Below are 20,656 nucleotides of genomic sequence, written 5' to 3' on the forward strand. Positions count from 1 at the left end.
AAGCAAACGGGACCGACACGATGATATCAGACACGGAACTCAAGGTCGTCGTCGTCGGCCTGGGCTATATCGGCCTGCCGACTGCAGCGGTGATCGCGCGGACCGGCGCCTCGGTGCTCGGCCTCGACGTGTCCGAACATGTCGTCGAGACGGTCAATTCGGGCAAGGTGCACATCGAGGAAGTCGATCTCGACGGTCTCGTCTCGGGCGTCGTCGCGCGCGGCAATTTGCGCGCTTCGACCCAGATCGAGCCGGCCGAAGTGTTCGTCATCGCCGTGCCGACGCCGTTCGACGCCGATCACGCGCCCAACATCGGCTATGTGCTGCGCGCCGCCACGACCATCGCGACGGTGATCAAGGCCGGCGACGTCGTCATCCTCGAATCGACCTCGCCGGTCGGCACGACCGAGAAGGTGCGCGACCTGCTCGCGCAGCTGCGGCCCGACCTCAAGGTGCCCGGCACCAGCGGCGAGAGCCCCGACATCGCGATCGCCTACTGCCCCGAGCGCGTGTTGCCGGGCCGGATCCTGGTCGAGCTGATCGACAATGATCGCGTGATCGGCGGGATCACGCCGCGCTGTGCGCGCAAGGCGCTGCAATTCTACCGCCGCTTCGTGCGCGGCGCGTGCGTCACCACCACCGCGCGCGCGGCCGAGATGACCAAGCTGACCGAAAATGCGTTTCGCGACGTCAACATCGCCTTTGCCAACGAGCTCAGCCGCGTCGCCGACACGATGGACGTCGACGTGTGGGAGGTGATCCGCCTCGCTAACCGCCATCCGCGCGTCAACATCCTCTCGCCCGGCCCCGGCGTCGGCGGGCATTGCATCGCGGTCGACCCGTGGTTCCTGGTCCATGCCGACCCCGCCAACACGCCCTTGATCCGCACCGCGCGCGAAGTGAACGACGCCAAGATCGACTATGTCGTCGACCGCGCCGAGGCGATCGTCGCGGCTAATCCGGGCCAGCTGGTCGCGTGCCTCGGCCTCGCCTTCAAGGCGAACATCGACGATTTCCGCGAATCGCCCGCGCTCAAGGTCGCGCTCGCGCTGGCGGCGCGCTTCGGCGACCGGCTGCGCGTGGTCGAACCCTATACCGCGACGCTGCCATCGGCGTTCGACGGCACCGGCGCGACGCTGACCGACATCGACACCGCGATCGAGACGTGCGGCATCATGATCGTGCTGGTCGACCATGACATGTTCAAATCGGTGCCGGTCGACGAGCGCGCCGACAAGATCGTCTACGACACGCGCGGGATCTGGCCCGATCAGCCGCGCGCCGTCCCGCGCACCGCGCCGTTGCGCTTGGCGAGCTGAGCGCCGATAGACAGCGCAGCATGACGACCGCCGGCCCCATCCTCGTCACCGGCGCCGCCGGTTTCATCGGCATGCATGTCGCGCGAACGCTGCTCGCGCGCGGCGAGACGGTGATCGGGGTCGATTCGTTCAACGATTATTATCCGGTCGCGCTCAAGGAAGCCCGCCTCGCCGCGATCATGGCCGAGGCCGACGGGCGCTTCACGATGCACCGCGTCGACTTCGCGGATCATGCAGCGCTCGATGCCGCGCTCGGCACGACCGAGATCGGCCGGATCGTCCATCTCGGCGCACAGGCCGGGGTGCGCTACTCGATCGACAATCCGCGCGCCTACATCCATTCGAACATCGCCGGGCATCTCAACCTGCTCGAGCTCGGCCGGCAGCGCCGCGTCGACAATCTCGTCTATGCCTCCTCCTCGTCAGTCTATGGCGGCGATGCGACGGTGCCATTCAAGGTCGACGACCGCGCCGATCGCCCGCTCTCGCTCTACGCCGCGACCAAGCGCGCCGACGAGCTGATGAGCGAGACCTACGCGCATCTCTATCGCCTGCCGCAAACCGGCTTGCGCTTCTTCACGGTCTACGGCCCGTGGGGGCGGCCCGACATGGCGATGTGGCTGTTCACCAGCGCGATCCTCGAGGGCCGTCCGATCCAGGTCTTCAACCACGGCGACATGCGCCGCGACTTCACCTACATCGACGACATCGTCGCGGGGGTCGTCGCGTGCCTCGATCATCCGCCGGCGGACGATGGCAGCCGCAAGGCTGGCGGCAGCAACGCGCCGCACCGGGTCTACAATATCGGCAACCACCGCTCCGAGCAGCTCGACCGGCTGATCACGCTGATCGAAGCGGCGTGCGGCACGCCAGCGATCCGCGTCAACCAGCCGATGCAGCCCGGCGACATGCCCGACACCTTCGCCGACATCAGCGCGATCCAGCGCGACCTCGGCTATGCACCGACGACGAGCATCGACGTGGGAGTCCCGCGCTTTGTCGACTGGTATCGGGACTACATCGCGCTTTGAACAGCGCCTGATCGTTACTGGCCAGCAATGCGCCGGAAGGCGCTTCTACGATACCGAACCGGATCGCGAAGCGCCCACCCCGCCGCCTCAGCGCAGCAGGTCGACCGTAAACGCCCGCACCGTCGCCCCGATGTCCTCGCGCCCGATCGCGACGGCAAGGTTGGCGGTGACGTAACCGGCCTTGTCGCCGCAATCGTAGCGCGTGCCGTCGAAGGTCAGCCCGTGGAACGGCTGGTCGCCGATCATCCGCGCCATCGCGTCGGTCAACTGGATCTCGCCGCCCGCGCCCTTGCCCTGAGTCTCGAGCACGCGCATCACCTCGGGCTGGAGGATGTAGCGCCCGATCACCGACAGGTTCGACGGTGCGGTTCCCTTGGCGGGCTTCTCGACCAGCCCTTTGACCTCGGTCAGCGGGCCGTTGCGCGCGCCCGGCGTGATCACGCCGTACATGTGCGTCTGGTCCTCGGGGACTTCCTGCGCGCAGATCATGTTGCCGCCAACCTGCATGTAGGCGTCAACCATCTGCTTGAGGCAGCCCGGTGTGCCGAGCATGAAGTCGTCCGCGAGCAAGACCGCAAAGGGCTCGTCGCCAACGATGTCGCGCGCACACCAGACGGCGTGGCCCAATCCGATCGGCTCCTGCTGGCGAACATAAGCCACCGCGCCTGGCGCGAGACGCGTCTGGTCGAGGACAGAAAGCGATTTGCCGCGCCCGGTCATCGTTGCCTCGAGCTCATAGGCGATGTCGAAATGGTCCTCGATTGCCGACTTGCCGCGCCCGGTGACGAAGATCATCTGCTCGATCCCCGCCTCGATCGCTTCGTCGACGGCATATTGGATCAACGGCCGATCGACGATCGGCAGCATTTCCTTCGGCATCGCCTTGGTCGCCGGCAAGAAGCGCGTTCCAAGGCCACCAACGGGAAAGACGGCTTTGCGAAGAGGCTTGATCGGCATGACTGTCCTTCAATCTCGGTGGTTTTGACGACGAGGCGACTATTTGCAGGAAGACGAAGGAAGATAGCAGAGGTTGCAACGCACCCTGCAAACGAGATTCAATTGGCCGGGCGCGCCTGCTGCTGCAGCTGCTGGAACTGCGCGGCCGAGATGAAATCGAGCAATTCGATGTCGAACACCAGGACCGAGCCGGCCGGGATTGGACCCGAGGCAACATCGCCATAGCCCAGACTCGGCTTGATCCAGACGCGATACTTGGCGCCCTTGGGCATCGCCTTCAGCGCCTCGCTGAAACCGGGCACGACGCCTGCGACCGGCATGGGCGTCGGCTGTGCGCTCTGGTCGAACGTCGTGCCGTTGGTCAGCTTGCCCACATAATTGACCAACGCGACATCGTCGTTACCCGGCTTGGCAGTGCCGGCGCCGGCGGCGAGAACGCGATATTGCAGACCCGAAGCGGTCTGGACGACGCCGCGCTGGCGCGCGTTTGCGGCAAGATAGGCATCGGTACCGGCCGGTTGCACCGCAGCCTTGGCGGCTGGTCGGTGCGCGGGCTTGCGCTGGACGGCCTGCGCCGGGGCGGCGGTCAGCAGAAGCGTCGCGCACACCGCGAGCATACAGGATGGAACGGCCCCCAGCACGCGCATCTCAGCGACCGGTCGGCGGACCGTCGGCACCCGGGGCGGCACCGGGCGCCGCGCCCGGCGGCATGCCGCCGGCACCGCCACCCTGCTGCATCATCATCTGCTGTTGCTGCTGGATCTGGCGGTAGGTCGCCATCGGGATGAATTCGAGCATCTCGACATCGAACACGAGCGTCGAATTAGCCGGGATGCCAGGAGGCGACTTGTCGCCATACGCCAGAGCGGGCTTCAGCCAGATCCGATACTTGGCACCCTTGGGCATCAGCTTGAGCGCTTCGCTAAACCCCGGCACGACGCCCGCGATCGGCATCGGCGTGGGTTGCTGCGACTTGTCGAAGACGGTGCCGTCGAGCAACCGGCCCTCATAATTGACCAACGCGACGTCGTCGTCGGTCGGTGCTGCGCCGGTGCCGGGCTTGAGCACCTGATATTGCAGACCCGACGGCGTCGTCACGATCCCGGCCGCGCGCGCGTTGCGCGCCAGGAAGCGCGCTGCGGGGTCGACCGGTGTCTGGAACGCCAGCACGATCGCCGCCAACACTGCGACGGCGACGCCGATCCACACATACACCAGAATGCCCCGCTTCACGGGCTTCAGCGGGACTGCGGTGATCGACATGGTGGCTCCCGGGCGGGGGTCAGGAAGTATTAGAAATAACAGGCACAGGCAGGCATACGAGCCAGCCCCGACACGGTCTTACCGTGCGCCGTCACGCTCCATGCGCTTGCGCTCGAGCTTGCGTGCACGACGCACGGCAGCGGCACGCTCGCGCGCACGCTTCTCGCTCGGCTTTTCGTAATGCCGGCGCAGTTTCATCTCGCGATAGACGCCCTCGCGCTGCAGCTTCTTCTTGAGCGCGCGCAGCGCCTGGTCGACATTGTTGTCGCGTACGATGATTTGCATAAAACCGAACAGCTCCGAATCGATAGAAAAGCGCCGCCGCAAACCTACGGCCCGCGTCGCAAGGTGGGCGCCCTACACGGGAGGGGTCCAAGTTTCAAGCGATCCGTCACCTTTTACGTGACTTTGGGCTCGCCCGGTCTGTAAGCGAGCGGTATGAATGCAACCCCGCTTACGCTCTATAACAGCCTCACGCGCAGCCTGACGCCGTTCGTCCCGATCGATCCGGCGCAGGTGCGGGTCTACACTTGCGGGCCGACGGTCTATAATTACCAGCATATCGGCAACATGCGCGCCTTCCTGTTCGCCGACACGCTCGGGCGCGTGCTGCGCTGGAAGGGCTATCCGACCAAGCACGTCATCAACATCACCGACGTCGGCCATCTGACCTCGGATGCCGATGCCGGCGACGACAAGATGGAGAAGGCCGCCGCGGCTGAGGCCAAGTCGATCTGGGAGATCGCGGCGCACTACACGCAGGCGTTCAAGGACGACGTCGCACGACTCAACATCGATCCGCCCGCCGAATGGACCGTCGCGACCGAGCACATCCCGCAGATGATCGCCTTTGCTCAGGCAATCGAGAAGGACTGCTACCTGATCGACGGCGGGCTGTACTTCGACACGACGCGCGTGCCGAATTACGGCAGCCTCGCGCGTGCGGTGTCGGATGAGGGCGAAAGCCGGATCGACCCTGTCTCGGGCAAGCGCCATCCGCAGGACTTCGCGATCTGGCGGCGCTCGCCGCCGGGCGAGCAGCGCCAGATGGAATGGGAGTCGCCGTGGGGGCCGGGCGCGCCGGGCTGGCATCTCGAATGCTCGGTGATGAGCCGCCAGCATCTTGGCCATCCCTTCGACATCCACACCGGCGGGATCGACCACCGCGAGATCCACCATCCCAACGAGATCGCGCAGAACCAGTCGTTCTGCGGCTGCGACGACAGTGGTGCGCGGATCTGGATGCACAACAATTTCCTGGTGGACCGTGGCGCGAAGATGTCGAAGTCGACGGGCGACTTCCTGCGGCTGCAGACGCTGGTCGACGCCGGCGTCCACCCGCTCGCCTATCGCCTGATGTGCCTGCAGGCGCAGTATCGCAGCGAGCTCGAGTTCACCTGGGAGAATCTCGCCGCCGCCTTCACGCGACTCAAGCGGCTGGTGATCGCGCGCGACGCCTTGCGTGCCCGCGACGATTACGTTCTCAAGGGCAATCCCGAGCCGTATCTCGCGCAGCTCGACGCCGCGGTGAGCGACGATCTCAACACGCCGCGCGCCCTGATCGCGCTCGACGAAATGCTCGCCGACAAGCGCCTGTCGCCCGCGACGCGGCTGCGCGCGCTCGAGGATTTCGATGCGGTACTCGGGCTTGAGCTCGTTCCGCTCAAGCGTGCGGCGCTGCGGTTGCGCCCGGTCGATGCGACGCTCGACGAATCCGCGATCGATGCGCAACTCGCGGCACGCAAGGATGCGCGTGCGGCGAAGGATTTCGCGGCATCGGATGCGATTCGCGATGCGTTAGCCGCGGCCGGGGTCGAAGTGATGGACGGCGATCCGCTCGGCTGGGACTGGAAGCTGGCGCTATAGAGGATCGGGACGCGCTCTCCCGATCCCGTTCGTGCTGAGCTTGTCGAAGCACTGCCTTTCTTGCAACCGTGGCCAGTAAGGACAGGGCTTCGACAGGCTCAGCCCAAACGGGGATGAGAGGTTCGGTCGAACCGTGACGGAATTCGCAACAGGAGCCTCGCCATGAAAGTCGTCCTCCCCGCCCTCGCCCGCGCGCTGCTCGAGCCCAAGCTCCCCGCCGGGCTCGACATCAATTGGGTCATGACGCGCGAAGAGGCGACCGCGGCGATGGCCGATGCCGATATCGGCTGGGTCGATCTCTATCCGCACGGGCTTACCGAGGAAGCCGTCGCCGCGGGTACGTCGCTCAAATGGCTGTTCACCGCGATCGCCGGGCTCGATTCGCTCGACTTGCCCGAACTGGCGCGGCGCGGGACGATCGTCACCAACGGCACCGGGATCAACGCGATCGCGGTCGCCGAATATACCGTGCTCGGGATGCTTGCCGCGGCGAAGCGCTTCGACCGCGTCGTGCGGATGGCAGACGACCGCGAATGGCCCGATTCGGCACCGGGCCGGATCGAACTGTTCGAAAGCCGTGCGCTGATCGTCGGCTATGGCGCCATCGGCACGCTGGTCGCCGAGCGCCTCAGGGCGTTCGGCGTCGAGGTCACCGGCGTCACCCGTTCGGGGCGCGACGGCACGCTTACCCCCGACGCGTGGAAAGCCCGGCTCGGCGAGTACGACTGGGTGATCCTCGCCGCCCCCTCGACCGACACGACCAAGGCGATGATCGGTACAGACGAGCTCGCCGCGATGAAGCCCAGCGCCTGGCTGATCAACATCGCGCGCGGCGAGATGGTCGACCAGGCGGCACTGATCGCCGCGCTCACCGCAAAAACGATCGCCGGCGCCTATCTCGACACCGTCACGCCCGAGCCGTTGCCCGCCGATCATCCTTTATGGTCGGCGCCCAACACGATCCATTCGATGCATCTGTCGGGCCGCAGCCAGACCAAGATGTTCCAGCGGGCCGCTGCGCTCTTCCTGCGCAATCTCGACGCGTTCCTGGCGGGTACGCCGATGGAGAATGTAGTCGATCTCGACGCCGGCTATTGAGGCCGTGACGGCGCCCGATCCATTCGGGCGCCGTCCCGCCGATCAATAGCCGTCGTTGCGCCAATCGCGACCGCGGCCCCAGCCACCATGCTCGAAGCGCTCACGCTGCCAGTGGCGGCGGCGGGCCTGCTCCTGCCAGCGACGCTGCTGGATCCAGCGCTGGCGGGCATAGCCTCCGCGCTGGTAGCCATAGTCGCCGTAGCGACGATCGCCGCGGTCGCGAAAGCCGTCCTGATACTGGGCGTGGCCGTTCCAGCCGCCATAGCGCTGTGCCGAGGCCGCGCCGGGGATGATCGCCAGCAGGGCCGTCAGGCCGAGCGACGCCGGAAGAATCAATTTACGAAACATGCGCGAACTCCTCGTCGGCAAGAGGCCGATCGCCATCGTCTAGCAATCACGCGATGCGCCCTCGCTGAACACATGATGCAGCCAAGGTTCACCCGGCCAGTCATCCAAACGCCGAACGCTCCGCCATTACTGATGGGACGTGTCTCAACATCCGCCAAGCCCGGTGACCGCGCCAAGCAAGCTCGGCCGGCAGCGTTTCTTCGGGCGGCCGCTGCTCGATCGGTCGCCGGCCGACCGCTCACCGCCCGATTCGTCGTCCATCTCGGGCATGCCGGGGAAGAAGGTGGCCGAGGTGCGGAAGCGCACGCGCGCGCTCCATTCCTGGTTCCACGGTCCGGTCGCGGGCCGTTCGGGATAGACGAAGGTCGATTCGGGCCCATAGCCGATCAGCGTGCCGAACATCATCTCGCCCGCCGCCTGCTTCACTTCGGCGGGCACCGCGCAATTGGTCTGCGTCGGCGCGAGCAACGTACCGTCCGACACGAGCCGCTGCGCCTTGGCCGGGCTGATCCAGTCCCACAGCGCACCGCCGAATTCGCGGCTGGTCGAGGACGACCACCAGACGATGTCGCCGGTATCAGTGTTGCCGCGCCGCCCGGCATCCTTTGCCCCCATCATCCACGCGTAATAGCCCGTCGCCATCGGCACTCCGTTCCACGACAGCTGGACCGCGCCATCGGGGCCGCCCCCGGTGCGGACGTGGAGCCCCTGCAGATAATCCTGCTGCAGGTTGAACGCGATCGACGGCGCGAAGGTCGATTGGATCCGGTGATCGCCGAGCAGTGACCCGCCCTGCGGCTGGCGGCCCGACCGCGGGTTGGGCCATTCGGCATAGCTGCGGCTGTTGGCGAGCGTCGGCCCGCGATCGACCGGAACGCGCGCGCTGAACAGATCGGGCGGCATCTGTCCCGCCGCGAGCTTCGCGAAATCGATCACGACCGGCTGGCCCGGCCGCGCATGCGCGCCGCATCCCCAGAAGATCAGCAACCGTCCCTTGGGTCGCTGGAAGTTATCGGGCACATCCTCACGCCCGCCGGTCCGCTGCGGCGCGAGCAGCGGGACCGACGCGCCCATCGCCGCTTGCGGGAGGAAATAATGATCGCCCTGCGCCACGCCCGTCGCGGCAATGGTCGATCCAAGGCGCAGACGAAGTTCATGCTGGTCGCCGCCGCGGCGCCCGCTCATTCCCGCCATCATCTCGCCGAGGTTCGGCCGGCCGCCGCCGCCGGCCATGCCGCTCATCCCGCCGATGCCCGTTGTCGTCCCGACATCCATCGCATAGCGCGCCTTGGGCCCGGTGACGGTCTGGCTCGCTGCGGGTCTGGGGCTTTTCGGGGAGGGCTTGCGTTGCGCCAGGACGGAACTTGCCGTCAACACCGCAGCTGCGGACGCGATTACGATCAGACGGCGCATAACGACCCCCTTCGAAACGGTCTCGAAACAATAGTCCCAAAGCGGTCGTAAATCCAGCGCGGGTTTTGCTGCGGCCCTGCTGTGCCTCTCGCGCGAGGCGATTTACCCCGTCAGGGAAAATCGCCCTTGCCTGCTTTACCCCGACTGGGTAACATTCATCGCATGACGACGATGGCCGGCCTCAAGATCAAACGCTTCCGCGAAGAGCGCAGCCTTACCCGCGCTGCGTTTGGGGCGTGGTATGGCGCGCCGGGCTCGACCGTCCAGGGCTGGGAAGAGGATGGCAAGCGCGCCAGCGGCCCGGTCGTCAATCAGATCGCCGCCAACGCCATCGCCAGCCACGCCGATTGGTACGTACAGATTCGCACGGAGAATGACATGAGCAGCTGGGCCCCCGATAGCTGGACGCGCGCCGACGGTCGACAGATGCCGACCTATCCCGACGCCGCCGCGCTCGACGCCGCGACCGACCAGCTCGCCTCCTTCCCGCCGCTCGTCTTCGCTGGGGAAGCGCGCAACCTCACCGCCGATCTCGCCCGTGTTGCCGAGGGCAAGGCGTTCCTGCTGCAAGGCGGCGACTGCGCAGAATCGTTCGCCGAGCACAGCGCGAACAACATCCGCGACACCTTCCGCGTCATCCTGCAGATGGCGGTGGTCCTGACGTTCGCCTCGAAGCTGCCGACGGTGAAGCTCGGCCGCATGGCGGGGCAATTCGCCAAGCCGCGCTCGGCCGACACCGAGACGATCGGCGATGTGACGCTCCCCGCCTATCGCGGCGATATCGTCAACGACATCGATTTCACGCCCGAGGGCCGGCAGAACGACCCGCAGCGGATGATCCGCGCGTACTCGCAGTCGGCGGCGACGCTCAACCTGCTGCGCGCCTTCGCGACGGGCGGCTATGCGAACCTCCACCAGGTTCATCGCTGGACGCACGATTATATGGGCCGCAGCCCGTGGGCCGAGAAATACAGCCACGTCGCCGACCGGATCGGCGAAGCGCTCGACTTCATGGAAGCGTGCGGGATCAGCCCCGAGACGGTGCCGCAGCTCGCGCAAACGCAATTCTATACAAGCCACGAGGCGTTGCTCCTGCGCTACGAGCAGGCGCTGACGCGGCAGGATTCGCTGACCGGCGACTGGTACGACACGTCGGCGCACCTCCTGTGGATCGGCGACCGCACGCGTTTCGAGGGCTCGGCACATGTCGAATATCTGCGCGGCATCGGCAACCCGATCGGGATGAAGTGCGGCCCGAGCCTCGAGCCCGACGCGCTGCTACGGCTGCTCGACACGCTCAATCCCAACCGCGTCCCCGGCCGCATGACGCTGATCACGCGCTACGGTCACGACAAGATCGAGGCCGGCCTGCCCAAGCTGGTGCGCGCTGTGCTGCGCGAGGGGCATCCGGTGGTGTGGAGCTGCGACCCGATGCACGGCAACGTCGTAAAGGCGGCGAACGGCTACAAGACGCGGCCGTTCGACCGGATCCTCGCCGAAGTGCGCGGCTTCTTCGCGGTGCACCGCGCCGAGGGCTCGATCGCGGGCGGCATCCATGCCGAGATGACGGGGCAGAATGTAACGGAATGCACCGGTGGACTGGTCGATGTGACCGAGCAGTCCTTGGCGGACCGCTATCATACGCATTGCGACCCACGGTTGAATGCGGGTCAATCGCTCGAGCTCGCTTTCCTGCTGGCCGAAATGCTCAACGAGGAAATGGCCGAACGACGGCGCGCGGCGGCCTGAGCCGCCCCGCGCCGCCCGGGGTCAAAGTGCGCTGCGGCCCTGCAGCAGGCGCACGACGACGACGATCAGCGCGATGACGAGCAGCAGATGGATCAACCCGCCACCGATATGGATGGCAAACCCGAGTGCCCAGAGAACGAGCAAGACGACGACGATAGTCCAAAGCATCGGGAAACCCTTTTTTCCTTGCGGGTGGAGAATTCGAACCGCAACTGAAACGAAAACGTTCGTTGCTGTGGCAAGTTCCGTGTCTTCGCCGTCGACATCGGCTTGACGCCCGCCCGCCCGGTGCGTAAGGCCCTCCCTCGCGCAAGCGGCCCCTTCGTCTAGCGGTTAGGACGACGCCCTCTCACGGCGTAAGCACGAGTTCGATTCTCGTAGGGGTCACCAGCGTTTTTAGAGGCCACCCATGTCGGCCCTGACGTCCTTCTCGAAATATGTTGGCGCAAATGCTTCGTGGCAGCGGTTTTTGCCCGCTTGAGCCGCCACCCGTCACTGTAAGCGCCGGGGACAAAATCCCGCGACTCTTACCGCTGAAGCGCCGAGATCGCGTCGCACAGGATCGTGATGTGATCGTGCCACGTCGGGGGATGCCATTCGCGCATCCGCTCGAGCTGCGCCTGGTACATCGAGCCCGCGCGGGCGTGATCGAGGATGCACGACTCCCACCCCACGCCATCGAGGGGATCGAGGAAATCAGGCGCGGCACCGCCGGCTTCGTGCAACGCCGGCAAATCGCTGCAGATGACCGGCGTCCCGACCGACAACGCTTCGGCGACGGGCATGCCATATCCTTCGGCGAACGACGGCAGCAGCAGTGCCCGCGCGCCGCGCAGGAGCGCATGCATCCGCTCGTCCGAGCAGCCGTTGAGTTCCTCGACATGCCCCTCGAGCCCGGGGCAGCGCTCGAGCATGTCGACGACCTGCTCATTCTCCCAGCCGCGCCGACCGACGATCACCAACCGGGGAATGTCGGCCGGGTCCATGCGATGCGCCATCGCGCGCCACAGGTTGAGCAGCAGCAGGTGATTTTTACGCGGCTCGATCGTGCCGAGACACAGGAAATAGGGCCGCTCCGTCGTGGGCTGTAGCGCATGCGCCGGGGGGCTCGTCGCGATGTCCTCGGTGCCGAGCAAAGCGACGCGAACATCGACCGACCGCCCCGCGGCGACCAGCCACGGACGTAGCGACTGTGCGGTCGAGACCGAATTGACGATCACGCTGTCGGCGAAGCGCGTGATCGTCTCCACCCTCCGCTGGTGCAGTCGGGCGCCGTCGGGGCGGGCATATTCGGGATATTCGATCGGGATCAGGTCGTGCACGAAGCACAGGAAGCGCGCTTGCTCGCGCTTGAGAATCCGCCCGACCAAGGCAGGCTTCGTCAGATGGTGCGGCGAGGATTGCACATAGATGCTGTTGGCGCGGGGGCGCGGCGCCGTCGGCAATAGCCGCAGCAGCGTCGGCACCACTTCGGACAGCGGGCGCGGCGCCCCCTTGCCGTCGACACTCGCCCAACGTGCCTCGGTCACGTCGAGAAACGCCATCGTGCGCGCGAACGACAGCCGCCCGTAGCCGCCGAAGGGATGCACCGCGGCAAATGCCAGCCGCTCGCCCAACCGCGCGACGAGGCCGCGCGCATAGGCCATTTCAACCCGGTCGACGCCGGATGGAGTCTGATGCCGCGCGCGCGAAAGCAGGCGGGAGACGTCGAGAATGACCTCGCCCGCCGTCATGACCAACCCATCGTCATTCGTCCCTGCACCTGCTTCAACTTCGTCACCCAGGCCAACCGGTTTCTAGCATTGCCGGCGGCCATGCGCGCGATCAGCACCTCGGGCGGGCACGGCAACCCCGTCAGCGGATCCAGATAGCGTGGATAGACAATCAATACCGCGGCAACCAGTTCCGCCAGCGCCAGCCGCCGGTGGCGGCGCTCGGGGACCGCCATCAGGTCGCGCGTCAGCCCCCACCCGGCATAGAAAGGCACGCCGTGGCAGGTCACCGCACGCCCGCGCAGCAGCGCCTCGAACCCGGTGAGCGAGGTCAGCACATGGACCGCATCGACCAGATCGAGCAAGCGCGCCATCGTGCCACCGCGGACGATCCGGTCGGCATGCTGCAGCGCGTCGGCATCGCGCACCACGCCGCGGCGATGCCCGGCATCGACGTCGGGATGCGGGCGGAACCAGATTTCGGCGTCGGGCTCGAGCAGCCGGGCGCGGCGCAGCACTTCGAGATTGCTCGTCAGCCCGCCGCCGCCGAGCAGCACCGACTGGTCGTCCTCGACCTGCCCCGCGACCAGCACGAGCCGCTTGCCCGCGACGCGTTCGGGAAAGACATGGACGGCATCGCCGCCATATTTGCTGATACCCGCCGAAAGGATCGTCGCACGCAGCCGTTCGGCGCGGACCAGCAGGTCGTCCGCGAACACGCCCTCGGCGAGCAGCCGCTCGAGGTCGCTCGGGCGCGTCGGGTCGTAATGGATGCCGAGCCGGTCGATCGTGATCGACGACGGTGGCACGAGATTGCTGCCGAGCCCGACCGAGCGGACGAAGCCGTCCTCGACACGGACCAGCGCGACTCCGCGCGCCGCCGCAGCCGCCGCCAACCCCGCCGAGACGCGCGAGGGCCACACCGCGATGGCCCCGCCGACCCGCGCGGCATAGGCAATCGCCCGGCGCTCGGACCAGAAGAAGCGCAGCGCGTGGCGCGGGGTCGAAAGGAAGCGGGCGATCTCGGCGCGCTTCCACCAGCTGAAGCCGCAGGCCGCGACGATCCCCTGGTTCGCCGCGAAGCTGCGCCGCAGGTCGCCGAGCCAGGCGACGAGCGCCGCAGGGTCGACCGCCTCCCCGGTGAACGGGTCGGGGTCGGACGCCTCCTCCAGATCCCGCGCCACGCGCGCTGCGAGCGCGGCGCGATCGTCGCCCGGTGTGCCGAAGCGGCCGGCCGACAGCAGCCGGACCGGGCAACCGGCGATCACCGCGATCGCGACCCACTCGTCATCCCCGTGCGCGACCAGCTCGGCACGGCCATCGAGCAGCGACCACGGATCGACCGCATCTGCTCCGATCCGCGCCGCGCCGAGCCGTCGGCGCACATCGCCGCGCCGCGCCAGTCGCGCCGGCAGCAGCCACAGCGTGTCGTCGGCACCCGCCGAACCTGCGCCGTCGAGATCGTCGATCGTCCGTGCCCGAACGATCCTGGTGGCGCTGCCGAGCACGCCCGGCGGCGCCCAGAACGCCCCGCCCACGCGCGCGGCGCGAATCGCGGCAAACAGCGGTTCGATCGCGTCCGGGGCGATCGTCCCCGCCCCGCTCGCGCGCCCGCCGGCACCGGGCGAAGCGGACGCGACGTGCGGCGCGGCGCCCGGAAATACCGGAAAACGAAGCAGAGAATGGCGCATGGCGTGGCTTTCGAGCAAACCCCCTTACGATGCAAGCGCCCGTTCCAACGGGTCCTACATCACGGCCGGCGGTTCCAGTCGACCAGGCGCAGCCGACCCTGCTCCCGCACGATCGTCCCATAAGCCCCTGTCCGCAGCTTGAGCGTCGGCAAAGCCGCAGCCTGTGCGTACAGCGCCGGGTCCGACAGCAAGGCGAACCGCGCCGCGCCATTGCTGGTAACGAGCACGATATCGCCGGCCCCCGTCTCCCACAGCGTCCGCCAGCTGGCGCAGCGCCGCGCGGCATCGACCGTCCAGCCGTCGGGTGCAGTGGCATGATGATCCCACGCCGCAATCGCCGCTTCGCCGATCCGCGCGACCACCGTGGCTTCGTCCTGATCCTCGTCGGGACCATGGTCGATTTCACTCAGCCAATCGGCGGTCTCGATCGGCGGCGAAGCTGGCTGCGCGGCAAGGATGAGAGCGAGCGTCTCGCGGCTGCGCGAGAGCGGCGCGGTCAGCGCGCGATCGAACCCCTGCCCGCGCCCCGCAAACGCCGCGCCGAGCGACGCCGCCTGCGCGCGCCCGCTCGCGACCAGCGGCAGATCGGTGCGCGCACCGATCCGGCGCGGCGCGACCCCGGCGTCGAACGTGTCGCCGTGCCGGACGATGGTGACGCTCAGCGCCATGCGAACCGTGGTTCGCCGAAGCGCGCGATCAATTGCTCGGCCATCGCGACATCCGCCGGCGTATCGATCCCCGACATGGCGTGGCGCGGCGGCGCAACCTCGACCGTCCGGATCTCGACCCCCGATTCGAGGAAGCGCAATTGCTCGAGCCCTTCGAGCTGTTCGTACGGCGTCGGCGGGGTCGCCTCGAACGTGCGCAGCGCGTCGAAGCGATAGGCATAGAGGCCGATATGACGACACACCGGCGAGAGCGGCGCGGCCGCGCGCAACCGCGCCTCGTCGCGCATCGCCGGCAGCACCGTCTTGGAAAACCACAGCGCCCGCCCATCGGCCGCGCGCACGCAGGTCGTCCCGCTGAACGGCGACCCCACCTTGTGCGCGCGCATCGCATCGAGCGCGTCCCAGTCGAGCTGCACCACCGGAGTCGCCACCGCGCTGCGCGATTCACGCAGCGCGTCGATCAGCGCGGCGATCATCGCGGGATCGACGAACGGCGCGTCGCCCTGCAGGTTGACGACGATCGCCGGCGCCCGGTCACGCGCCGCCGCCCAGGCACGGCCCGACCCCGAAGTGATTGTCGGTTCGGTCAGCACCGCATCGCAGCCCAGCGCGCGCGCATGATCGAGGATTCGCGGATCGTCGGTCGCAACCACGACATCGGTGTTTCCGGCGCGCTTGGCGCCTTCGCGCGCGACAGCGACGACGCGCGACAACAGCGTTTCTCCGGCAATCGGGATCAGCGGCTTGCCCGGCAATCGCGTCGACCCGAAGCGCGCCGGGATGACGATGAGATCGGGCCGATCGGTCATCTCGACAACGTCCGGCGACGGTGCGTCAGGCAACGCCCGCCCGCAGGATGTCGTGCAGGTGGATCAGCCCGACGAGCTTTTCGCCGCTGACCACGAACAGCACAGACACGGCTTTCTCGTTGAGGATGCGCAGCGCGTCCGACGCAAGGGTTTCGGGGCTGATCGTGATCGGCTTTGACGTCATGTGATCGCGAATGTCGGCGCGCATGTGATCGCCGCTGACCGCGCGCCGCAAATCGCCATCGGTGAACACGCCTTGCAGACGCCCCTCCTCGTCGACCACCGCGGTGCAGCCGCACCGCTTGCGGCTCATCTCGATGGTCGCCTCGATCAGGCTCGCGCCGACTTTGACGACGGGAATATCGTCGCCTTTCGCCATCAGCTGGGTCGCGGTGGCGAGACGCGCGCCGAGTCGGCCGCCGGGATGGAAGGCGAGGAAATCCGATCGCGTAAAGCCGCGCCGTTCGATCAGCGCGACTGCCAGCGCATCGCCGAGCACGGCCTGCACCGTCGTCGAAGACGTCGGGGCGAGCTCGTTGGGGCAGGCCTCGCGCACTTGCGGCAGAGTGAGGCAAATATCGGCCGCTTTCCCGGCCGTGCTCTCCGGGCGCGATGTCGCGACGATCAGGCGGATGCCGAACCGCCGGCAATAGGCGATGATGTCGCCGAGCTCTGTGGTTTCCCCCGACCAGCTCAGCGCGAACACGATGTCCTCGCTGCCGATCATGCCGAGATCGCCGTGGCTCGCCTCGCTCGGATGGAGGAAGAGCGAAGGCGTGCCGGTCGAGCGCATCGTGGCCGCGATCTTGCGCGCGACGATGCCGCTCTTGCCCATGCCGGTTACGACGAGTCGCCCTGAATTTGCGCCGATCGTATCGACCGCTTCGAGGAATCGGTCGCGCAAAGGGACCTCGGTGAGCGCCTGCGCAAGCGCCTGCAGCGCCGCCATCTCGATTCGCGTGGTGCGCAGCGCGGACAGGAGACCGGGATGTTGCGAGCTGCTGAGCGCGGTCGCTTTCATAGTGTTTCCTTCGGCCGAGCCCCTCGGGCCGCGATGGATACCATGATCGGTACCCCGTTGACTTCGAGCGCTTTGCGAGCGCAGGTCGCTTATACGCTTTCCCCCATGCAAAAAGCCATAGGGGGCCATTAACCAGAAGAGAGCGCGTTCATGCAGCTGTGCGGAAAAACGGTCGGTCCTGACCAGCAGATTTTCTTCATCGCCGGCCCCTGCGTGATCGAAAGCGAGCACCAGGCGCTGGCGATCGCGACGCGGCTGCGCGCGATTGCCGACCGGCTCGGGGTGTTGCTGATCTACAAGAGCTCGTTCGACAAGGCCAACCGCAGCTCGGGCACGTCGTTCCGCGGCCCGGGCGCGGAAGAGGGCCTGAGAATCCTTGAAAAGGTGCGTGCCGAGACCGGCCTTCCGGTGCTGACCGACGTCCATACCGAGAGCCAGGTGACGATGGTGGCGGAGGTCGTCGACGTGCTGCAGACCCCCGCCTTTCTCGCCCGGCAGACCGATTTCATCGCGGCCGTCGCCGCCTGCGGCAAGCCGGTCAACATCAAGAAGGCGCAATTCATGGCGCCGGGCGACATGACGCACGTCGTCGCCAAGGCACGCGCTGCCGCCGCCAAAGCGGGTGTGCCGGACGATACGATCATGGTGTGCGAACGCGGTGCGAGCTTTGGCTACAACAACCTCGTCTCCGACATGCGCAGCCTGCCGATCCTGCAGCAGACCGGCTGCCCGGTGGTGTTCGACGCGACGCATTCGGTGCAACTCCCCGGCGGCCAGGGCGACCGCTCGGGCGGCCAGCGCGAGTTCGTGCCGGTCCTCGCACGCGCGGCCGTGGCGGCGGGCGTGGCGGGGCTGTTCCTCGAGACGCACCCCGATCCTGACCAGGCGCTGTCCGACGGGCCGAACAGCTGGCCACTCGACCAGTTGGAGCCGCTGCTGGAGCGGCTGCTGGCAATCGATGCGGTGGTAAAGATGTAGCATCAGATCGTGCTGCCGGCCTCGCGACACCAGCTTTTGAGGGTCAACGCTTGAGCAGATTTGGGCATTCGCCCGCGAAACCGAAGCGGGACCGATCGAGCCACGACTGGTCAAACGCTCGTTGCCGACGCTAGGGCAAGTACTGCGCTGCACGGGCACCGTCGCTGACGGGCCCGATCCTGCGATCTGAGGACGCTTCTTGTTTCGCCTGCCCCATTTCGCGGACGGCGAGCGCACCGATGCTTTTCAGACTTAACGCCGCAATTTCGCGCGCGAGAACACCGCCCGGTAGACGATTGCCTCTGTACTGGAGCTCATCGGATTTTTTTGGAGCGTTGGCCTGATCTCGACCTTGCCGCCCGATTCCGTGGACACCCGCACTCGCGCACATCCCCCCACGTGACCGTACAAGTCCACGATCTCAGTGCTTGTTCCAGATACAATTTCGCAAATCCCGCTCCAATCATGGCTCCACATGATGAGGTTGCAATGCGTGTATCCGGCAGGAACAGGGATCTCGATGCTCGACCCCGGCTCGATCTTCAACCCTTCAATGCCACTCACGAGTGGCACGATTTCACTCGTACCAAAAACCTTCATATCGGCAAGGCCGACGGTGGCGATCTCGCGTTTGGGCCATTCTCGCCCGTTGAAGGGCTTGCGGACCTTGGCAATCAGGCTCGTCGCGTTGCGAGGATCGTCCAGCGCCGACGTCGCCCATTTCTGTCTCACGGCGTCGGCAATGCCCGTATCAACTCCCGGCAAGATCGTCTGGTTAAATCCGAAAACCCTTTCGACTTCGAAATATTTTCCGAGCCAGAACACGAATTCGTCATAATCCATTAGCGCGACATGCTCAAACCCGGCGCACCACTTAAGGCCAAGCTGACGGTACACATAGGGCGAGGCATTTGGCGTGGTGAAGATCGCGGTTCCACCAGGCTTCAATATTCGATGGAATTCAGATAGAAATCCGTCGGTATCCTCGACGTGTTCTATACATTCTCCGCAAAATATAACGTCACACGAATTATTCGGCAAGTCGATATTATATCCTTGCGAAGTCAAATATGTAACCGTTTTACCAGCCAACAATGGATCGTTACGGCTTACCTTTATGCTGCGCTCGATAGCGGACCGCGATATATCAACACCAATTGGGTGAGCGCATTGCTTCAGTCTATCAAAAATACAAGCGAAGCCCCAGGAGCCAACGCCATAATCCATCACAGTTGCTTCGGTCAGGTCTGGAAGGTCTATGCCGGCTAGGATTTCCATCCGACGATTATGAGCAGCAAGGTCAAACCCCGCCAGCGGTGCGTATAACTCGCCTTCCTGCGACCCGAAGGTGTTTTCATAGTGCGCGACAAGGCTATCATCTTGCATGCAAACGCTCCTTAGACGCAATTCTGTTAGATTGAAGTGACAATCATGTTCAAAGCGCGACTAGGCAGGCTTTCGCCTTTGATTACACGGCCCTAGTGGGCTTTTGGTATCAAAATTGGTGCGTTACTGCAACGCCGCTCCGACTGTCCGCGGAGATAGCCTGCAGGGACGGCGGCAAGCACTACAGGCGGCTGGCGATGCAGTGATCCGCCCGGGTTTGTCGAAGACTCCACTTCCCGAGAACTGGAGACATGACGAGCGAGACCGCGAGCAGGTTTGCACCCGGGCGCCACGAGCGAGTGGGACCGCTGGCGCTCGATCATGGGCGGGATCAGCCATCGCGAAGGGCGACGGTTAGATCGATTGCAGGCAGGATCCGGTGCGCGTCGCAGACGCTACGCCGTAAGGAGGTACAGGAGGTCGAGTTCGGCGGCGGCAAGCGCGCCGGCCGTCCGGCCGAGGTCAGCCTGAGCGGCCGCCTTCAGCACTGGCACACGGCGCGACAGGAAACACTACCGCTGAGCGACCGCGCACGACCAGTCTACAGCAGAGCGATGGGAGCCGCCACGCACCGAGTCCAGTTCGGCGGCTCCCGATCGTAGTGGAAGGATGGCGGACGAGGGCGGCTGAGCGAAAGATTGCGGCCCCCGATCCGAGACATTCAGGACGAAATACCCCGACCCTACCGCCGCGCGTGGATGATTGTTCTATGCGCCGCACCCGGGCGGGCACGCTTCAGCGAACCCAATCCCCCGGCCCGCCGCAGCGGGTGCTCAGGTGAAACCGGAGACGGCACCGCTTCGACCTTCGAATATCCGAAGCTGTTCAACATGACTTCGATGGCAGGAATATTCGGCGCCCAGAAGTTCGTCGGATCATCGCCCAACTCGCCAGGCCGATACAGGCGCATGGCCGGCAACGGCTCTTGTGCAAGTGCCGTCACCGTTTCGATCACCAGATGGTCGGAGGACATCCGCGCCGCGGCTTCGAGGCTGCTGTACGGATCCTTGACGTGGTACAGGACACCAAGAAAAAGCACGACGTCGAATTGACCGAGCACGGTCGGATCCAAATCCGGCAGATCGACATCGAGGCTATCGACACGAGAATTGAGGGTGTCGTGCATAAAGTCGAAGCCATCCCGCGTGCCCCAGCCCACGCCCGACCAGCAGAAGTGATCGGTCGCGAGAACGCGCTTGGCTCCGCGCCGCTCGGCTTCGTACGAAAAGAAGCCATCCCACGCGCCGATATCGAGCACTGTCTTGCCCTCGACGCCGCCGGAAAAATAGATGTCAGCTTCCGCCCGCTGGATATCCAACGGCTTGATCCCGTCGATCAAGCTCCCGT

General features: G+C 66.0%; 20 protein-coding genes and 1 tRNA gene. 7 read left to right on the top strand and 14 right to left on the bottom strand.

Annotated features, from left to right (window positions below):
• Positions 1-20 precede the first annotated feature (20 nt).
• Both wecC and U1872_RS19375 read left to right on the top strand, forming a co-directional pair.
• Entirely contained in the window at positions 21-1,319 is a 1,299-nt protein-coding gene (gene wecC / locus U1872_RS19370) for a UDP-N-acetyl-D-mannosamine dehydrogenase (protein ID WP_332794564.1), read from the top strand.
• Positions 1,320-1,339: 20 nt separating this feature from the next.
• Entirely contained in the window at positions 1,340-2,350 is a 1,011-nt protein-coding gene (locus tag U1872_RS19375; RefSeq protein WP_332794565.1) for an NAD-dependent epimerase/dehydratase family protein, read from the top strand.
• Between the two features lie 87 nt (positions 2,351-2,437).
• Here the strand turns inward: U1872_RS19375 and galU are convergent, their stop codons facing one another.
• The 4 genes from galU to rpsU all read right to left on the bottom strand — a co-directional run bounded on the left by galU (position 2,438) and on the right by rpsU (position 4,855).
• Positions 2,438-3,307, bottom strand: coding sequence for a UTP--glucose-1-phosphate uridylyltransferase GalU (gene galU, locus U1872_RS19380; protein ID WP_332794566.1), 870 nt, complete (start codon positions 3,305-3,307; stop codon positions 2,438-2,440).
• A gap of 98 nt (positions 3,308-3,405) precedes the next feature.
• On the bottom strand, positions 3,406-3,924 hold the full coding sequence (locus tag U1872_RS19385; RefSeq protein WP_332794616.1) for an FKBP-type peptidyl-prolyl cis-trans isomerase: 519 nt from the start codon (positions 3,922-3,924) through the stop codon (positions 3,406-3,408).
• Positions 3,925-3,955: 31 nt separating this feature from the next.
• Positions 3,956-4,570 (bottom strand): FKBP-type peptidyl-prolyl cis-trans isomerase, encoded by a 615-nt coding sequence (locus U1872_RS19390; protein WP_332794567.1) that lies wholly within the window; start codon positions 4,568-4,570, stop codon positions 3,956-3,958.
• Positions 4,571-4,648: 78 nt separating this feature from the next.
• The gene (gene rpsU, locus U1872_RS19395; protein WP_010162663.1) at positions 4,649-4,855 is read right to left on the bottom strand and encodes a 30S ribosomal protein S21; all 207 of its coding nucleotides are present in this window, start codon (positions 4,853-4,855) and stop codon (positions 4,649-4,651) included.
• Positions 4,856-5,008: 153 nt separating this feature from the next.
• Here rpsU and cysS point away from each other — a divergent pair, with 153 nt between their 5' ends.
• Together cysS and U1872_RS19405 are read left to right on the top strand one after the other, a co-directional pair.
• Entirely contained in the window at positions 5,009-6,436 is a 1,428-nt protein-coding gene (gene cysS, locus U1872_RS19400) for a cysteine--tRNA ligase (protein WP_332794568.1), read from the top strand.
• Positions 6,437-6,598: 162 nt separating this feature from the next.
• Complete coding sequence (locus tag U1872_RS19405; protein ID WP_332794569.1) at positions 6,599-7,534, top strand: D-2-hydroxyacid dehydrogenase; 936 nt, start codon at positions 6,599-6,601, stop codon at positions 7,532-7,534.
• A 42-nt stretch (positions 7,535-7,576) separates the two neighbouring features.
• On the opposite strand, the gene U1872_RS19410 is transcribed toward U1872_RS19405, so the two are convergent.
• Both U1872_RS19410 and U1872_RS19415 read right to left on the bottom strand, forming a co-directional pair.
• Positions 7,577-7,882, bottom strand: coding sequence for a hypothetical protein (locus U1872_RS19410; protein ID WP_332794570.1), 306 nt, complete (start codon positions 7,880-7,882; stop codon positions 7,577-7,579).
• Between the two features lie 144 nt (positions 7,883-8,026).
• Positions 8,027-9,295 (bottom strand): hypothetical protein, encoded by a 1,269-nt coding sequence (locus tag U1872_RS19415; RefSeq protein ID WP_332794571.1) that lies wholly within the window; start codon positions 9,293-9,295, stop codon positions 8,027-8,029.
• Positions 9,296-9,673: 378 nt separating this feature from the next.
• Between U1872_RS19415 and U1872_RS19420 the strand changes: the two genes are divergently transcribed.
• Positions 9,674-11,044: a class II 3-deoxy-7-phosphoheptulonate synthase gene (locus tag U1872_RS19420; protein ID WP_332794617.1), complete on the top strand. Its 1,371-nt coding sequence runs from the start codon at positions 9,674-9,676 to the stop codon at positions 11,042-11,044.
• Positions 11,045-11,065: 21 nt separating this feature from the next.
• On the opposite strand, the gene U1872_RS19425 is transcribed toward U1872_RS19420, so the two are convergent.
• Positions 11,066-11,212: a lmo0937 family membrane protein gene (locus tag U1872_RS19425; RefSeq protein WP_332794572.1), complete on the bottom strand. Its 147-nt coding sequence runs from the start codon at positions 11,210-11,212 to the stop codon at positions 11,066-11,068.
• A gap of 147 nt (positions 11,213-11,359) precedes the next feature.
• Between U1872_RS19425 and U1872_RS19430 the strand changes: the two genes are divergently transcribed.
• A tRNA-Glu gene (locus U1872_RS19430) sits at positions 11,360-11,434 on the top strand.
• Between the two features lie 137 nt (positions 11,435-11,571).
• On the opposite strand, the gene U1872_RS19435 is transcribed toward U1872_RS19430, so the two are convergent.
• From U1872_RS19435 to U1872_RS19455, 5 genes are read right to left on the bottom strand one after another with little or no spacing between them, the layout of a single operon-like run.
• Complete coding sequence (locus U1872_RS19435) at positions 11,572-12,777, bottom strand: glycosyltransferase family 4 protein (protein ID WP_332794573.1); 1,206 nt, start codon at positions 12,775-12,777, stop codon at positions 11,572-11,574.
• On the bottom strand, positions 12,774-14,447 hold the full coding sequence (locus tag U1872_RS19440; RefSeq protein ID WP_332794574.1) for a capsular polysaccharide export protein, LipB/KpsS family: 1,674 nt from the start codon (positions 14,445-14,447) through the stop codon (positions 12,774-12,776). The genes U1872_RS19435 and U1872_RS19440 overlap by 4 nt, the downstream gene beginning before the upstream one ends.
• A 59-nt stretch (positions 14,448-14,506) precedes the next feature.
• Positions 14,507-15,115 (bottom strand): histidine phosphatase family protein, encoded by a 609-nt coding sequence (locus U1872_RS19445; RefSeq protein WP_332794575.1) that lies wholly within the window; start codon positions 15,113-15,115, stop codon positions 14,507-14,509.
• Positions 15,106-15,924 (bottom strand): 3-deoxy-manno-octulosonate cytidylyltransferase family protein, encoded by an 819-nt coding sequence (locus tag U1872_RS19450; protein WP_332794576.1) that lies wholly within the window; start codon positions 15,922-15,924, stop codon positions 15,106-15,108. The genes U1872_RS19445 and U1872_RS19450 overlap by 10 nt, the downstream gene beginning before the upstream one ends.
• A gap of 25 nt (positions 15,925-15,949) precedes the next feature.
• On the bottom strand, positions 15,950-16,945 hold the full coding sequence (locus U1872_RS19455; protein ID WP_332794577.1) for a KpsF/GutQ family sugar-phosphate isomerase: 996 nt from the start codon (positions 16,943-16,945) through the stop codon (positions 15,950-15,952).
• 150 nt (positions 16,946-17,095) lie between these two features.
• Between U1872_RS19455 and kdsA the strand changes: the two genes are divergently transcribed.
• Complete coding sequence (kdsA, locus tag U1872_RS19460) at positions 17,096-17,923, top strand: 3-deoxy-8-phosphooctulonate synthase (RefSeq protein ID WP_332794578.1); 828 nt, start codon at positions 17,096-17,098, stop codon at positions 17,921-17,923.
• A gap of 252 nt (positions 17,924-18,175) precedes the next feature.
• Here the strand turns inward: kdsA and U1872_RS19465 are convergent, their stop codons facing one another.
• Entirely contained in the window at positions 18,176-19,309 is a 1,134-nt protein-coding gene (locus tag U1872_RS19465; RefSeq protein ID WP_332794579.1) for a class I SAM-dependent methyltransferase, read from the bottom strand.
• A 682-nt stretch (positions 19,310-19,991) separates the two neighbouring features.
• Complete coding sequence (locus tag U1872_RS19470) at positions 19,992-20,648, bottom strand: class I SAM-dependent methyltransferase (protein ID WP_332794580.1); 657 nt, start codon at positions 20,646-20,648, stop codon at positions 19,992-19,994.
• Positions 20,649-20,656: the final 8 nt, after the last annotated feature.

The organism is Parasphingomonas frigoris (genome assembly GCF_036663815.1).
Taxonomy (GTDB): domain Bacteria; phylum Pseudomonadota; class Alphaproteobacteria; order Sphingomonadales; family Sphingomonadaceae; genus Sphingomonas.